We start from the raw sequence: 14,612 nt of genomic DNA, 5'->3' as shown, positions 1-14,612 counted from the left end.
CCCGGGATTTCACGCCGGCCGGGACTCCGCTCGGGGCCACGCGGGCTCGGGTCCGCCCGCGCCAGGGTGGGCGGACGCGCGGAGCCCCCGGTCGGCCCGAGGGCGACCGGGGGCTCCGCGGGAGGCGGGGCGTCGGATCAGACGTTGACGCCGAAGTCCTGGGCGATGCCCGCCAGGCCCGAGGCGTAGCCCTGGCCCACGGCGCGGAACTTCCACTCCGCGCCGTTGCGGTACAGCTCGCCGAAGACCATGGCGGTCTCGGTCGCCGCGTCCTCCGAGAGGTCGTAGCGGGCGATCTCGGTGCCGCCGGCCTGGTTGACGATACGGATGTAGGCGTTGCGGACCTGGCCGAAGTTCTGCGAGCGGTTCTCCGCGTCGTAGATCGAGACCGGGAAGACGATCTTGTCGATGTCGGCCGGGAGACCGGCCAGGTTGACGTTGATCGCCTCGTCGTCGCCCGCGCCCTCACCGGTGCGGTTGTCGCCGGTGTGGACGATCGTCTGGTCCGGCGTCTGCTTGTTGTTGAAGAAGACGAAGTGGCCGTCCGAGTAGACCTTGCCCTGGGGGTTGACCGCGATCGCCGAGGCGTCGAGGTCGAAGTCCGTGCCGGTGGTGGTGCGGACGTCCCAGCCGAGGCCCACGACGACGGCGGTCAGGCCCGGAGCCTCCTTGGTGAGCGAGACGTTGCCACCCTTGGACAGGCTTACAGCCATGGTTGGGAGTCCTTTCCCTCGTTGCGTACAGGCTTCGTGCGGCACGAAGCTACAGCTATCCCTAGGAACGCAGCGAAGGGGGCCGAAGGTTCCCCGTGTCTTTACTTTCTTTACCAAGTGTCCCTCCGCCGGGTGGCGGTACCGCCGATATTGGGGTGACGTGGACCGGACAGGAGCGGGACCATGGACGACATGTCCGGTCCTCATCTCATCCGCGGTTCCGTCGCCCTGCCCGAGGCGGAGCTGATCTGGCGCTTCTCGCGGTCCTCGGGGCCGGGCGGGCAGCACGTCAACACCAGCGACTCCCAGGTGGAGCTCCGCTTCGACCTGGCCCGCACCGAGGCGCTGCCCGAGGTGTGGAAGGCGCGTGCGCTGGAGCGGCTGGCCGGGCGGCTGGTCGACGGGGTCGTCGCCGTCCGTGCCTCCGAGCACCGGTCCCAGTGGCGCAACCGCGAGACCGCCGCCGTACGCCTCGCGGCGCTGCTCGCGGAGGCCACGGCGCCGCCGCCCAAGCCGCGCCGGCCGACCCGGATCCCCCGCGGCATCAACGAGCGCCGGCTGCGGGAGAAGAAGCAGCGCGCGGAGACCAAGCGGGGTCGCTCCGGGCGGGACTGGGGCTGATCGCCCGGGGCGTCCGACGCGGCATTCCGGGGCGTGGAGCGGGGCGCGCCCGCGCGGTCGACCACCGCGTGGAGCGGGCCCTCGCCTTCACGTTCGTACACAATCCGATCGCCGTGATCGGCGTCGTCCCGGATCCCGGGCGCCCGGCCGGGCCCGACGTCAGCTCGGTCCGGTGGAGCCGTCCGGTCCGTCCAGCGCCAGGACCCCCACCGTCTCCCCCTCGCTCCGCTCCCCGGTGTCCCGGAAGCCGAGGCCGAGGTAGAAGTTCTCCGGGCCGTGCTCGCCGGGGTGCCAGGTGACGTACAGCTCCCTGCCGCCCCGTCGGCGGATCTCCTCGGCGACCGAACGCACGGCGAAACGCCCGTAGCCACGCCCCTGTTCGCCGGCCGCGATGTTCAGGCGCCACAGCCCGGAGCGGATCACGCTCCCGCCGTCGTCGTTCCAGTCGATGTCGAGGAAGGCCATCAGGAAGCCGACGGGGCGGTCGCCGTCGACGACGAGACGCGGCCAGGCGACGCCGGGATGGACGTATGCCTCGGCGAGCGACTTAGCCACCGGGGAGACCGCGAATTCCTGTTCGGGACGCACCCGAATTCCCAGCGCGGCCTCGATGTTCGCGCGTGTGATTTCTTCGAGCCTGAGGAAAGTCCCGGAAGTGGGGGGTGAAGTGGCGGGCGGGGTCGATGGCATCGTCATCCGGGCACCGTAAGTCGGGAGCCGTGGACCGGCCACCGAATTCCGGGCCGTGGCCGATCGCCGGACGCTCACCCCAACTGCCGGTACCTGCCCCGGAAATACACCAGCGGTCCGCCGTCCGCGCTCGGCATCCGCGCGCCCAGCACCCGGCCGATCACCAGCGTGTGGTCCCCGGCCGTCACCCGCTGCTCGGTACGGCACTCCAGATTGCCCAGCGCGCCGCCCACGAGGGGCGCGCCGGTGATCGCGCCGGGGGTGTACGGGATGTCCTCGAAGAGCAGCCGGTCGCTGAGGCGGCCCTTCATTGCGAACCGGCCCGCGATGTGCCGCTGGCTCTCGGCGAGCACCGACACCGCCCACAGGGGCTGTTCGTCGAGCAGGTCGTCCATGCGGGCGCCCGTGCGCAGGCTGACCAGGACCAACGGCGGGTCCAGGGAGACCGACAGGAAGGCGGTGGCCGTCATGCCGGCGTACTCGCCCTGCGGTGCGCGGGGGTCGTCCGGGTCCAGCGGCGGTTCCTGCGCGGTCACCAGGACCACCCCGCCCGCCAGCCGGGACATGACCGCACGGAACTCGTCGTTGCTCACCCCCACAGCATGCCCGGAGGGCGTGGAGGGGGAGGGGACGGAGGGAGTCTTCAGCACGTCTGGAGGCAGCACCCTCGGCACGCTAGTCTCCGCCCGGACGGCCCCGCATCGGGCTTTGGCCCGAGGACGGTCCGGTCACGGTCTTAGGACCCCCGGCGGATCCGTGATCTCCCCGTTGCACGGTCCGCGGCGCGATTAGCCCCGCCCTTCCCGTACGCTCGGCCGGGTGTCGTCATACGCTCAGTAAACACACAGAGAAAACGCAGAAACTCCACGCAATTGTTCACGTTTATCTGTGACTTGAGTCACAAGGGCCATTAATTGTTGACCCTGTGTACCGAGTGGGCAGCGCGCTGTGATTCAGTGGCGGAGGCGTCACAAGGACACACAGACCGACAGGCACAGCACCAGAAACGACGTTACGCCGAAGACAACCCTTGATTCGCTGCGAAGTCTCGGGGGGAGGGCGAAGCATGGAGACCGAGTCGGAACCGTACGTCCGCCTTGCGTCCCTGCGACAGCTGCACCAGGTCATGGCCGACATGAACACGGCCCGCAGCCTGGCCGACACGCTGCAGACCGTCGCCGACGGCGTGGTCACCGCGCTGGGCTACGAGCTGGCGTGCGTCAACCTTGTGCGCCCCGACGGCGACCTCGTGGTCGCCGCCTTCTCCGGGAACCCCGCCGCCGAGGCCCTGATCACCGGCCGGGTCGGCTCCCGCGAGTCCTGGGAACGGCGCCTGAGCATGGGCGAGACCTGGGGCGACCTGGTCTTCATACCCCACACCGAGGGCTGGATCCTCGACGACGACGACGTCCCGCAGTGGTACACCGACGGGCCCGCGCCCCGCTTCGAGGACGAGTGGCACCCCTCCGACCGGCTCTTCGCGCCGATGTTCACGCCCCCCACGCCCGGCAGCGGCCCCAGCGGCGAACTGATCGGCGTCCTGTCCGTGGACCGGCCCCGCAACGGCCGGCGGCCCGGCGCCTGGGGCCGCGAGGCGCTCCAGATGTACGCCTTCCAGGCCGCCATCGCGATCAGCAACGCACGTCTACGCGCGAATATGCAGCGGGCACTGGTCCGACTCGAACGCGAGCAGCAGGCCCTGCGCGCCAGCGAGGAATCCTTCCGGCAGGCGTTCGAGTACGCCCCCTCCGGCATGGCCATCGCCGAGATGGGAGGCGACCAGCACGGACGGATCCTCCGGACCAACGACGCGCTCTGCCGCCTCCTCGGCCGGCCCGCCTCCGCGATGCGCCGCTACTCCTTCTCCGACCTCGTCCACCCCGAGGACATAGGCACCCTGCTCCGCACCTCGGCCGAGGGCGGCCGCGCCGAACTGCGCCTCGGCCGCCGGGACGGCACCTACGTCTGGGTCAGCCTGCGCAACTCCGTCGTCGCCGACGCCGCCGACGGCCCCCGCTTCCTCCTCACCCACGTCGAGGACATAGAGGAGCGCAAGCGCCGCGAGCTCCAGCTCGCCCACCGCGCCTCCCACGACTCCCTCACCGGCCTGCCGAACTCCGCCGAACTGCGCTCCCGCCTCTCCTCCCGGCTCTGTCAGCGCCCCCAGTCGACCCACCCGGCCGCCGTCGACGCCATGGACCAGGCCTACGGCCACCCCGCCTTCGACGCCAACGGCCACGGCTTCGACTACCGGCCCGGCGGCGTGGAGGCGTACGACGCCTACGACCACCATGTCCACACGGTCGCCCCCGAAGAGGTCGCCCACGACGACGGCACCAAGGGGCTCGCGGTCCTCTTCTGCGACCTCGACGGCTTCAAGTCGATCAACGACCGGTTCGGGCACAACGCGGGTGACGCCGTCCTCATCGAGGTCGCCCGGCGCCTGTCGAACGGGGTCCGCGACGGCGACACCGTCGCCCGGCTCGGCGGCGACGAGTTCGTCATCCTCGCCGACGGGCTCGGCCGCGCCGACGCCCAGGACCTCGCCGTCCGTCTGCGCAACGAGATCATCCAGCCGATCCGCGCCGAGGGACGCGCCGTCCGGGTGGGCGCCAGCTTCGGCATCGGCTGGGCGCACTGCGGGATGACGGCGGACGAAGTGCTGAAGTCCGCCGACGAGCGGATGTACGTCGAGAAACGATCTCGTCCCAAACAGCACAGACGTGCGGGATGATCACCAGGTCAGCATCCTGGTTACCGAGCTGATGCGATCCGAGTCACCCGTTTGGGGCACGGGGAGCGGGTAGGCTCGCCATTCTCACCTTGCATCGCATCAACCCCGCACCTGTTGAGGAGTACGAAGGGATGACGCCCGGCAACAACGGCGCGAGCACGCCCGAGGACGACGACCCGTTCGGCTACCTCTACGCCGACGGTCAGGCCAACGGAGCCCAGCCGCCCTCCGGTGGTGGCTACGGCTACCCGAACTCGGTCAGCCGGGTGCGCGCGGTCGGCGAGCGCCAGTACGGACAGCCACAGCAGCAGACCGCCCCGTACGGGCAGTACGGCGGCGGCCAGCCGACGGTCCCCCAGCAGGGCGCGTACGGCCAGCCGAACGCGGCGCCCGAGTCCTTCACCGCCGGGGGCGGCCCGACGGGTCGTCAGCCGTCCGCGCAGGGCGGCGGCGGCCGTGGCCGCGGCCCCAACACCAAGGGCCTGCTGATCGGCGCGGTCGCGGTGGTCGCCGCGGTCGTGGTCGGCATCGTCGTGGTGATGGCCAACGGCGACGACGGCACCGACGACAACGCCGGGGCCGACGAGGTCTCCACCGCGCCCACCTCCTCCGCGAGCGCCTCGCCCAGCGGGTCCTCCACGAGCGAGGCGACGGACGAGGAACTGCCGACGATCGACGCGAAGGCCCTCCGGCTGGGCGGCGCCGCGGCGCTGGCCTCGGACGTCCAGGGCGCGCAGGCCGACGGCGGCGTCTACGTGGGCAACCTGAACCAGGTGGGCAACTCCGTCACCTGGACCGTCAACGGCATTCCCGAGGACGGCACCTACACGGTCTTCGCGCACTACAGCGCGGCCGGTGAGGACCAGTCGATGACGCTCACCGTCAACGGCAAGGCCTTCGGCAGCAAGCTGAATCTGGGTAACTTCGCGAAGGCCCAGGACGGTGACTTCGCCAAGGGATGGACGAAGACCTACGCCTGGCCGACGCTCACCAAGGGCACCAACACCATCTCCGTCTCCTGCGAGAACGGCGACAAGTGCAATGTGCTCCTGGACCAGCTGTGGCTCAAGAAGGGCCAGGTCAAGGACTAGGCCGGATCAGGCCGCGGTGGCCTCCCCGGTCACCGTGACCCGGTTCGTCAGGTCCTCGTAGGCCGTGCGGTCGAAGTCGCCGGCCGTCGGGGACAGGACCGTCGCCGCGGAGAGAGCGACCGCGCGGGAGAGACGGTCCGGCCAGGCGAGGCCCTCTGCCAGGGCCGAGAGCAGGCCGGCCGAGACCGAGTCGCCGGCGCCCGTCGGGTTGCCGCGGAGCCGGGCGGGCGGGGTGGCGCGCCAGCGGCCCTCCTCGGTCGCCGCGACCAGGCCCTCGGACCCGAGCGAGGCGACCACGGCCCGGGCGCCGCGCCGGCGGGCGTCCTGGGTGGCGCGCAACGGCTCGTGGGAGCCGGTGAGTTCGGCCAGCTCGTCGGCGTTCGGCTTGACGATGTCCGGGCGGGCGGCGACGCCCCGGCGCAGCGGCTCCCCGCTGGTGTCCAGGAGGACGGGTACGCCCGCGGTCCGTGCCGTGCGCACCAGGCCCGCGTACGCGCCCACGGGCACCCCCGGCGGCAGACTGCCGCACAGGGCCACCGCCTCGGCGCCGGCCACCAGTTCCTCGTACGCCGCCAGGAAGGCGGACCACTCGGCGGGGGTGATCAGCGGGCCGGGCTCGTTGAGCTGGGTGGTGTCGCCGGTGCGGGCGTCGACGACGGCGACCGTACGGCGGGACGAGCCGCGGACCGGCACGAAGGCGTCGACGGCCCCGGTGAGCCGCTCCCGTATCAGACGGCCGGTGTCGCCGCCCGTGAACCCGGTGACCGTCACCTCGTGCCCGAGCGCGGCCAGCACCCGGGCGACGTTCAGCCCCTTGCCGCCAGGCCGTTCCGCCACGTCCGTCACCCGGTGCGAAGTGTGCGGCCGCAGTGCCGGTACGCGATAGGTGAGGTCGAGAGCGGCGTTCAGCGTGACCGTGAGGATCACCTGGACCTCCCCCGATTACTCGTGCACGTGCTTCCGGAGGCCCGATCATGCCAAATGGACGGCGACCGGCCCAGTCCTCGGGTCGGCCACCGTTCCTGTACGGGGGGACGTTTCAGGCCAGTTGGGGATCCACCACCCAATCCCCCTTGCGCATCACGCCCTTGAGGTCGAAGTTCTCGTCCAGGAGGACCAGGTCGGCGTCCTTGCCGGGGCTGAGGGAGCCGACCTTGTCGGAGATGCCCAGGAGACGGGCCGGGTTGGTGGAGAGGGCGGTGACGACGTCCTCGACCGGGAGGCGGTCGACGGTCACCGCCCGTTTGAAGGCGCGGTCCTGGGTGAGGGTGGAGCCGGCGATCGAGCCGCCCTCCACCAGCCGGGCGACGCCCTCGCTGACCTCGACCTCCAGCGGGCCGAGCATGTAGCGGCCGTCGCCGATGCCGGCCGCGTCCATCGCGTCGGTGATGAAGGCGACCCGGCCCGCGCCCGCGTGACGGAAGGCCAGTTCCAGGGCGGCGGGGTGCAGGTGGGTGCCGTCGTTGATGAGTTCCACGGTGACCCGCTCGTCCTCCAGGAGGGCGGCGATCGGACCGGGCGCGCGGTGGCCGAGGGTGGGCATGGCGTTGAACAGATGGGTGGCGACGGTCGCTCCGGCCTCGATGGCCTGAACCGTCTGCTCGTACGTGGCGTCCGTGTGCCCGACGGCCGCGATCACGCCGTGCTCGGCCAGCAGCCGTACGGAGTCCAGGCCGCCGGGGAGTTCCGTGGCCAGGGTGACCATCCGGGCCCGGCCGCGGGCCGCGTCGATCAGCTTGCGGACCTCGGCCGGGTCCGGGTCGCGCAGCAGTTCCTCGGAGTGGGCGCCCTTGCGGCACGGTGAGATGAACGGGCCCTCGAAGTGGATCCCGGCGAGGTCGCCCTGCTCGGTGAACTCGCTCAGCAGGCCGGCCTGGCGCACCAGGAAGTCCATGTCGTCGGTGACGGTGGAGGCGACGAGGGTGGTGGTGCCGTGCAGCCGGTGGGTGTGGATGGCCTTCTGGATGTCCTCCGCCGTACCGGAGAAGGAGGCTCCGCCTCCGCCGTGGTTGTGGAGGTCGATGAAGCCGGGGACCAGCCAGTGGCCTCGCGCGTCGACGACCCGGGCGTCGTCCCGGGCCGTGGCGGCGATGCGGGTGCCGTCGATGACCACCCGGCCGTCGGGGACGGTTCCGGTGGGGAGGACCACGTGGGCGCCGGAGAGAACGATGGGCGCCGTGCCGGTCGCGGGCTGCGGGGTGGGTGCGGTGTGCCGCGCCCGCGCGGCGGAGCCGCGTGATGAGGCGCCCCGCGCCCCTAGGGGGGTGGCCATCAGGTTGTTACCTCCATGCCGTCGGTTGTCTTCAGGAGATCCCAGGCGAGAAGCCCCGCGCCCAGGCAGCCCGCGGTGTCGCCCAGTGCCGCCGGCACGATCGTCGGCAGTTTCTGGAAGGTGACCCGCCGCCGGACGGCGTCCCGCAGCGGTGTGAACAAGGTTTCCCCCGCCTCCGCGAGCCCGCCACCGATGACGAGCGTGCGCGGGTCCAGCAGGGTGAGCGCGGTGACCAGGCCGTCGGCGAGCGCGTCCACGGCCCCCTGCCAGATCCGGACGGCGTTCGGGTCGCCGGACGTGACGGCCTTCGCGCAGTCCGCGGCGTCCGCCTCCGGGTCCTTGCAGGCAGCCGCCCAGGCCTCGCTGACCGCCGCCGCCGAGGCGTACCGCTCCAGACAGCCGTGCTGCCCGCACGGGCAGGGGGTTCCGGCGGGCCGTACGACGATGTGGCCGATCTCGCCGGCGAAGCCGTGCGCGCCCGCCTCCACCCGGCCGTCGACGCCGATGGCGCCCGCGATGCCGGTGCCGAGCGCCACGAACAGGAACCGGTCGGCGCCTCGGCCCGCGCCCACCCGGCCCTCGGCGAGTCCGCCGGTGCGTACGTCGTGGCCGAGCGCGACGGGGCTGTCGAGCCGTTCGGTGAGCAGGGTGCGCAGGGGGACGTCGCGCCAGCCCAGGTTGGCCGCGTAGGCGGCGATGCCGCGGGTCTCGTCGACGATCCCGGGTACCGCGACGCCGGCCGCGGCGGCGGGTTCGCCGAGCCGGTCGATGCCGTGGGCGCGCAGGTCGGCGGCGAAGTCGAGGATGCCGGCGACCACCGCGTCGGGGCCGCGTTCGCGGCCGGTGGCGCGGCGGTCCTCGTGCAGCAGGGTGCCGTCGGCCCCGACCAGCGCGGCCTTCATCCCGGTGCCGCCCACGTCGAGGGCGATGACATGTCTCACGGGAACAGTGTGGACCGAGTACGTGCAAGAGGTCTAGTCCACTTGCGCGGGTTGGGGGTAGCGTGCCGCCCCAGGAGGCCCGAAGGAGGTCTAGTCCACATAGGTGGTGTAGACCTTAATCCGGATAGCGGTCCATTGGTAGGAACAATTACTTGTTGGTCCATTGGATCATCGGACGCAGTGAGCAGTCGGGAGAAGAGGCCAGTGCAGCGGCGGGCAGGAAAGTCGGGAACGATCGCCGGGACGATCGCGGGGGTGTCCGCACTGGGCATGGCCGCGGTGCTCTCCGGCTGCGGACTCAGCCAAGGCTCCGACGACGTCACCCTCAGACTGGTCGCCGCCGACTACGGCGACAGCGCGGCCAACAGTTCCGAGAAGTACTGGGACAAGCTGGTCGCGGCGTACGAGAAGGACCACCCGAACGTCACCGTCGACGTGACCGTCCTGTCCTGGAACGACGTCGACGCCAAGGTCAAGGAGATGGTCGACGCCGGGAACGCGCCCGACATGGCGCAGATCGGCGCCTACGCCGACTACGCGGCCGACGACCAGCTCTACAAGGCCGGCGATGTGCTCTCCATCCCCGTCGAGGCCGACTTCGTGGGCCAGCTCGCCGACGCGGGCAAGGTCCGGGGCGTGCAGTACGGCCTGCCCTTCGCCTCCTCCACCCGGCTGCTCTTCTACAACAAGACCCTCTTCGAGAAGGCCGGCCTCACCGCGCCGACCACCTGGGCCGAGCTCGCCGCGGACGCGACGGCGCTCAAGCAGGACGGCGTGAAGTACCCGTACGCGCTGCCCCTCGGCTCCGAGGAGGCGCAGGCCGAGACCATGCAGTGGCTGCTCAGCGGCGGGGGCGGCTACACCCAGACCGTCAGCAGCTACAGCCTCGACTCCGCCGAGAACGTCGCCACCTTCGGCTGGCTGAAGAACGAGCTGGTCGGCAAGGGCCTGACCGGCCCCGTCGCACCCGGCAAGCTCGACCGCGCCGACGCGTTCGCCGCGTTCACGAACGGGGACGTCGGCATGCTCAACGGCCACCCGTCCCTGATGAAGGCGGCCGCGAAGAAGGGCGTGAAGGTCGGCATGGTGCCGATGCCCGGCGTGGACGGCCCCGCCAGGGTCTCCATGGGCGTCGCCGACTGGATGCTGGCCTTCCGCAAGAACGGGCACGCCGATCAGATCGGCGACTTCCTCGACTTCGTCTACAGCGAGGAGAACGTCCTCGACTTCTCCCGCGAGTACGACCTGCTGCCGGTCACCAACTCCGCCTCCCAGGTCATGAGCACGGTCAAGCAGGACGCCGACCTCCAGCCGTTCCTGGAGGAACTCCCGCTCTCCCAGCTGTACCCGGTCGGGTGGACCTCCTGGGCGCAGGTCAGCGCCGCCGTGAAGCAGGAGATCGGTCGGGCCGTGACCCCGTCCGGCAGCCCGGCCGCGATCCTGGGCCAGCTCCAGACGACGGCCGCGACCGCGGAGAGTGCCGCCGGGGAGTGACCGGGTGTCGGTGGCCGGGGTTACGGTGCGGGCATGGAGCGCGACGAGGAAGAGCTGGGGGCGAGGGAGCGGGACATCCTCGCCCTGGAACGCCGGGGTTTTCCCGGCCCCGGCGCGAAGGAACGCGCGATCCGTGAGCGGCTCGGCCTCTCCCCGGTCCGCTACTACCAGCTCCTCAACGCCCTCCTGGACGACCCGAGGGCCCTGGCCCACGACCCGGTGACGGTGAACAGGTTGCGCCGAGTACGGGACGCCCGACGCTCCGAACGCTGACCGCTGACCGTTTGCACCCGCCCGGCAGCCAGTGGTCCCCGGGTCGCGCGCGGCGCCCCCCTGCACCGGCCCCCCGGATATCGTCACCGTATGGGCATCCACGTACCCACCACACCGGCCGGCCGTGCTGCGCTGGACGCGATCGTCGACCGCCCGTCCGCCACTCTCGTCGGGCTGGACTTCGACGGCACTCTCGCTCCCATCGTCGAGAACCCGGAGGACGCGCGGGCCCACCCCGACGCCCTCCCCGCGCTCATGGCGCTCGCCCCCGAGGTCGCCGCCGTCGCCGTCGTCACCGGGCGGCCCGCCGAGGTCGCCGTACGCAACGGCGGGTTCGCGGGGGTGCGCGGCCTGGAGCATCTCGTCGTCCTCGGTCACTACGGCGCCGAGCGCTGGGACGCCAGGACCGGCGCCCTCACCGCCCCGCCCCCGCATCCGGGTGTCGCCGCCGTCCGCGCCGAGCTGCCGCGGGTGATCGACGCGGCCGGGGGCGGGCAGGGCGTCCGGGTCGAGGAGAAGGGCGGCCGGGCCGTCGCCGTCCACACCCGCCGCGCCACCGACCCCCAGGCCGCCTTCGACGCCCTGCGCGCTCCCCTCACCGACCTCGCCGCCCGGCACGGGCTGATCGTCGAGCCCGGCCGGATGGTCCTGGAACTGCGCCCTCCGGGCATGGACAAGGGCGTGGCCCTGCTGGAGCACGTCCGCGAGACCGGCGCCGCGTCGGTGCTCTACGCCGGTGACGACCTCGGTGACCTCCCCGCCTTCGCCGCCGTGGAGAAGCTGCGCTCCGACGGCGTCCCCGGTCTGCTGGTGTGCAGCGGCAGCACCGAGGTCACCGAGCTGGCGGAACGGGCGGACCTGGTCGTCGACGGGCCCGCCGGTGTCGTGGCGCTGCTGCGGGAGCTGGCCGGTCAGCTCGGCGGAAGCTCCCGGAGCGCCTGAAGCTGATCCAGGAACCACTGGGCCGGAGGGAGCGCGGTCGCGGCCGCCGCCAGCCTCTTGGTGCGCTCGGCCCGCTCCTCCGGCTTCATGGTGAGCCCGTCGTGCAGGGCACGGGCGGTCTCCAGGACGTCGTACGGATTGACGACGAGGGCGTCCTCGCGGAGTTCCCAGTACGCCCCCGCCTCCTGGGACAGCACCAGCGCGCAGCCGTCGTCGGAGACCACCGGGATCTCCTTGGCGACCAGGTTCATCCCGTCCCGGACGGGGTTGACCAGGGCCACGTCCGCGAGGCGGTAGGCGGCCAGGGAGCGGGCGAAGTCGTCCTTCACATGCAGGACGACCGGGGTCCAGCCGGGAGTGCCGTAGTGGTCGTTGATCTCCCCGGCCAGGCGCTGCACCTCCGCCGTGTAGTCGCGGTAGACGGCGAGGTCCTGGCGGGAGGGGTAGGCGAAGGCGACGTGGACGACCCGCTCGTGCCATTCCGGGTGGTCGTCGAGGAGCTGCCGGTAGGCCAGCAGGCCGCGCACGATGTTCTTGGACAGTTCGGTCCGGTCGACCCGGACGATCACCTTCCGGCCCTCGCCGATCTCCTCGCGGAGTGCCGCCATCCGTTCCTCGACGTCCGGCCGGTGCGCGCGCTCGCGCAGGAAGTCGGCGTCGGCGCCGAGGCCGTGCACACCCAGCCAGGTCCGGTGACCAGGTCCGTTCCATTTCGGTGCGTACTGGAACGACTCGGGCACCCCCGACAGGGCCATCCGCGCGGCCACGTCGAGGTCCAGGGCCTGCACGCACGACGAGAAGGCCGCACTCCAGCGGTGGGTCAGGAACCCCAGCCGGTCGGCCCCGAGCATGCCCAGGACCAGCTGCTCGCGGATGTCCCGCGGCAGCAGGGCGAAGTAGTCCGCGGGCGCCCAGGGCGTGTGCGAGAAGTGGCCGATCCGCAGGTCGGGCCGCAGCTCCCGGAGCATGCCGGGGACCAGGCACAGGTGGTAGTCCTGCACGAGGACCGCCGCGCCCGGGGCCGCCTCCTCCGCCAGCGCCTCGGCGAACGCCCGGTTGTACGTCTCGTAGGACGCCCACTGTCGCCGGAACTCCGCGTCGAAGACCGGTTCCAGCGGGGTCTGGTACAGCAGGTGGTGGATGAACCAGAGCACCGAGTTCGCGATGCCGTTGTAGGCGTCGGCGTGCACGTCGGCCGCGATGGGCAGCATGCGCACGCCCTCCTCGCCGACCCCGCGCCGGACCGCCTCGCGGTCGCCGTCGGAGAGCGCCGAGCAGACCCAGAGGGCGCCCGCGTCGGGGCCGATGGCCGACAGGCCGGAGACCAGCCCGCCGCCGCCCCGTTTCGATTGCAGCGATCCGTCCTCGCGGACCGTGTACGAGACCGGGCCGCGGTTGGACGCGACCAGCACCTGAGCACCCCGGGCGGCAGCTTCGTGCGTGGTAGCCATACGCCTCAACCTAGCCCGGTCCGGAAACGCTCAAACGTACGGTCACCGCCGGTCGACGGGCCATATCCGGCCGTGTTCTCCGCCGTATACGGCCCGGCCGGGGTGTTATGCGACCTTGCGCGACTGGTACTCCGCGATCTCCGCCATCGGCGGCCGTTCCTCCGTGTCCACCGAGTAGGTGCGCGGTTCGAAACCGTCCGCACCGCGCTCGAACTGGGTGAGGGAGGGCCGTACGAGATGGCCGCGGGCCAGCCGGAGCTGGGCGGTGCGGTAGATCGCCGCCGCCATCCGGCCGAGCGCCTGGCCGTCCTGGTGGCGGTGCTTGCGCACCCCCACGTCCACCTGGGCCAGCGCGTCGAGGCCCACCAGGTGCAGGGCGTCCACCAGCATGCCCAGTTCGATCCCGTACCCGACGGGGAACGGCAGCTGCTCCAGCAGGCTGCGGCGGGCCGCGTACTCGCCGCCCAGCGGCTGGACGAATCCGGCCAGCTGCGGCCAGTGCATGTTGAGCAGCGGCCGGGCCATCAGTTCCGTCACCCGGCCGCCCTGGCCGGCCGCCCCGCCGAGCGGACGGTCGTACATGGCCTTGACCAGGTCCACGCCCGGGTCGGTGAGCAGCGGCCCCACGATGCCCGAGACGAAGTCGGAGGAGAACTCCTTCAGATCGGCGTCGATGAAACAGACGATGTCCCCGCCGGTGACGAGCAGGGAGCGCCAGAGCACCTCGCCCTTGCCGGGCACGGCGGGGATGCGCGGGAGGATCTCGTCCCGGTGGACGACCCTGGCGCCGGCCGCGGCCGCGACGGCGGCGGTGCGGTCGGTCGACCCCGAGTCGACGACGACGATCTCGTCGACCAGCGGGACCTGCTGCATGAGGTCGTGACGGATGACGGCGACGATGTCGCCGACCGTCTCCTCCTCGTTCAGCGCGGGCAGGACGACGGACACCGACTGGCCCGTGGCGCGTTTGGCGGCCAGTATCCGGTGCAGCGGACGGTCGGTCATGGACCAGGAGCGGGTGGTCAGCCAGCGCTCGACTTCTTCCAGCACAGTCTGCGGCTCCTCACTGTCGTGATCACACCAGGTGCACAGCGGGTGACCGTGTGATCCATCTCGCGGTACGGACGACTATCTCAACTGTCCTGGCCTTCGGTTACAGTCTTGAACAACGCGGGTGACCATCGCATGTCCGGGGTCGTCAAGCGTTCAACGAGATCAACAACTGCATACCGCTCATCCAGAGGGGCAGAGGGATACGGCCCGATGAAGCCCCGGCAACCCTCCAGCCGGTCTTTCCACGTTGACGTGGCGAGGCTCCCGGCTCGGGAAGGTGCCAAATCCGTCTCACGGCGAAGTGCGTCGTGAGGAAGATGAGGAGAAAGGGCCTCCC

The 14,612-nt window shown here is 71.6% G+C and carries 14 protein-coding genes and 1 riboswitch; of the genes, 6 read left to right on the top strand and 8 right to left on the bottom strand.

What is annotated here, in order from left to right; translation table 11 throughout:
- Window positions 1-137: 137 nt before the first annotated feature.
- A complete protein-coding gene (locus IE275_RS23965; protein ID WP_189713434.1) occupies window positions 138-713 on the bottom strand; it encodes a TerD family protein in 576 nt (191 codons plus the stop codon).
- Window positions 714-896: 183 nt separating this feature from the next.
- On the opposite strand from IE275_RS23965, the gene arfB reads away from it, so the two are divergent.
- Window positions 897-1,334, top strand: a complete 438-nt coding sequence (gene arfB / locus IE275_RS23960; protein WP_189713433.1) for an alternative ribosome rescue aminoacyl-tRNA hydrolase ArfB — start codon at window positions 897-899, stop codon at window positions 1,332-1,334.
- A 159-nt stretch (window positions 1,335-1,493) separates the two neighbouring features.
- On the opposite strand, the gene IE275_RS23955 is transcribed toward arfB, so the two are convergent.
- Together IE275_RS23955 and IE275_RS23950 are read right to left on the bottom strand one after the other, a co-directional pair.
- Complete coding sequence (locus IE275_RS23955; protein ID WP_189713481.1) at window positions 1,494-2,024, bottom strand: GNAT family N-acetyltransferase; 531 nt, start codon at window positions 2,022-2,024, stop codon at window positions 1,494-1,496.
- Window positions 2,025-2,098: 74 nt separating this feature from the next.
- On the bottom strand, window positions 2,099-2,617 hold the full coding sequence (locus IE275_RS23950; protein ID WP_189713432.1) for a flavin reductase family protein: 519 nt from the start codon (window positions 2,615-2,617) through the stop codon (window positions 2,099-2,101).
- A gap of 473 nt (window positions 2,618-3,090) precedes the next feature.
- Between IE275_RS23950 and cdgB the strand changes: the two genes are divergently transcribed.
- Entirely contained in the window at window positions 3,091-4,758 is a 1,668-nt protein-coding gene (gene cdgB, locus IE275_RS23945; RefSeq protein ID WP_189713431.1) for a diguanylate cyclase CdgB, read from the top strand.
- Between the two features lie 131 nt (window positions 4,759-4,889).
- The gene (locus IE275_RS23940; protein ID WP_189713430.1) at window positions 4,890-5,849 is read left to right on the top strand and encodes a carbohydrate-binding protein; all 960 of its coding nucleotides are present in this window, start codon (window positions 4,890-4,892) and stop codon (window positions 5,847-5,849) included.
- A gap of 6 nt (window positions 5,850-5,855) precedes the next feature.
- Here the strand turns inward: IE275_RS23940 and IE275_RS23935 are convergent, their stop codons facing one another.
- The 3 genes from IE275_RS23935 to IE275_RS23925 form a co-directional block, all read right to left on the bottom strand.
- Window positions 5,856-6,776 carry a 1-phosphofructokinase family hexose kinase gene (locus IE275_RS23935; protein ID WP_189713429.1) on the bottom strand — a complete coding sequence of 307 codons (921 nt, stop codon included), beginning with the start codon at window positions 6,774-6,776 and terminating at the stop codon, window positions 5,856-5,858.
- 112 nt (window positions 6,777-6,888) lie between these two features.
- Window positions 6,889-8,121 carry an N-acetylglucosamine-6-phosphate deacetylase gene (gene nagA / locus IE275_RS23930; RefSeq protein WP_189713428.1) on the bottom strand — a complete coding sequence of 411 codons (1,233 nt, stop codon included), beginning with the start codon at window positions 8,119-8,121 and terminating at the stop codon, window positions 6,889-6,891.
- Window positions 8,121-9,062, bottom strand: a complete 942-nt coding sequence (locus tag IE275_RS23925) for an ROK family protein (protein WP_189713427.1) — start codon at window positions 9,060-9,062, stop codon at window positions 8,121-8,123. Before IE275_RS23925 ends, nagA begins: the two co-directional genes overlap by 1 nt.
- Before the next feature lie 204 nt (window positions 9,063-9,266).
- Here IE275_RS23925 and IE275_RS23920 point away from each other — a divergent pair, with 204 nt between their 5' ends.
- The 3 genes from IE275_RS23920 (at window position 9,267) to otsB (ending at window position 11,771) form a co-directional block, all read left to right on the top strand.
- Window positions 9,267-10,556 (top strand): extracellular solute-binding protein, encoded by a 1,290-nt coding sequence (locus tag IE275_RS23920; RefSeq protein ID WP_444545886.1) that lies wholly within the window; start codon window positions 9,267-9,269, stop codon window positions 10,554-10,556.
- A gap of 33 nt (window positions 10,557-10,589) precedes the next feature.
- Window positions 10,590-10,829: a DUF3263 domain-containing protein gene (locus IE275_RS23915; protein ID WP_189713426.1), complete on the top strand. Its 240-nt coding sequence runs from the start codon at window positions 10,590-10,592 to the stop codon at window positions 10,827-10,829.
- Window positions 10,830-10,919: 90 nt separating this feature from the next.
- On the top strand, window positions 10,920-11,771 hold the full coding sequence (otsB, locus tag IE275_RS23910) for a trehalose-phosphatase (protein WP_189713425.1): 852 nt from the start codon (window positions 10,920-10,922) through the stop codon (window positions 11,769-11,771).
- Here otsB and IE275_RS23905 read toward each other — a convergent pair.
- A complete protein-coding gene (locus IE275_RS23905) occupies window positions 11,741-13,222 on the bottom strand; it encodes an alpha,alpha-trehalose-phosphate synthase (UDP-forming) (RefSeq protein ID WP_189713424.1) in 1,482 nt (493 codons plus the stop codon). The two genes, otsB and IE275_RS23905, sit on opposite strands and share 31 nt — an antisense overlap.
- 105 nt (window positions 13,223-13,327) lie before the next feature.
- On the bottom strand, window positions 13,328-14,272 hold the full coding sequence (locus IE275_RS23900; RefSeq protein ID WP_189713423.1) for a glucosyl-3-phosphoglycerate synthase: 945 nt from the start codon (window positions 14,270-14,272) through the stop codon (window positions 13,328-13,330).
- A 180-nt stretch (window positions 14,273-14,452) separates the two neighbouring features.
- Window positions 14,453-14,599: riboswitch (SAM riboswitch) on the top strand.
- Window positions 14,600-14,612 lie beyond the last annotated feature (13 nt).

It is taken from the genome of Streptomyces phaeofaciens (assembly GCF_014648915.1).
Lineage (GTDB): Bacteria > Actinomycetota > Actinomycetes > Streptomycetales > Streptomycetaceae > Streptomyces > Streptomyces phaeofaciens.
Note: the sequence above shows the minus strand (reverse complement) of the source record. Positions and strands in the feature narration are given on the sequence as shown.

Excerpts from the sequence above, each read along its gene's own strand:
- IE275_RS23965 (WP_189713434.1), bottom strand. The coding sequence starts at position 713 with ATGGCTGTAAGCCTGTCCAAGGGTGGCAACGTCTCGCTCACCAAGGAG.
- arfB (WP_189713433.1), top strand. The coding sequence starts at position 897 with ATGGACGACATGTCCGGTCCTCATCTCATCCGCGGTTCCGTCGCCCTG.
- IE275_RS23955 (WP_189713481.1), bottom strand. The coding sequence starts at position 2,024 with ATGCCATCGACCCCGCCCGCCACTTCACCCCCCACTTCCGGGACTTTC.
- cdgB (WP_189713431.1), top strand. The coding sequence starts at position 3,091 with ATGGAGACCGAGTCGGAACCGTACGTCCGCCTTGCGTCCCTGCGACAG.
- IE275_RS23940 (WP_189713430.1), top strand. The coding sequence starts at position 4,890 with ATGACGCCCGGCAACAACGGCGCGAGCACGCCCGAGGACGACGACCCG.
- nagA (WP_189713428.1), bottom strand. The coding sequence starts at position 8,121 with ATGGCCACCCCCCTAGGGGCGCGGGGCGCCTCATCACGCGGCTCCGCC.
- IE275_RS23915 (WP_189713426.1), top strand. The coding sequence starts at position 10,590 with ATGGAGCGCGACGAGGAAGAGCTGGGGGCGAGGGAGCGGGACATCCTC.
- otsB (WP_189713425.1), top strand. The coding sequence starts at position 10,920 with ATGGGCATCCACGTACCCACCACACCGGCCGGCCGTGCTGCGCTGGAC.
- IE275_RS23905 (WP_189713424.1), bottom strand. The coding sequence starts at position 13,222 with ATGGCTACCACGCACGAAGCTGCCGCCCGGGGTGCTCAGGTGCTGGTC.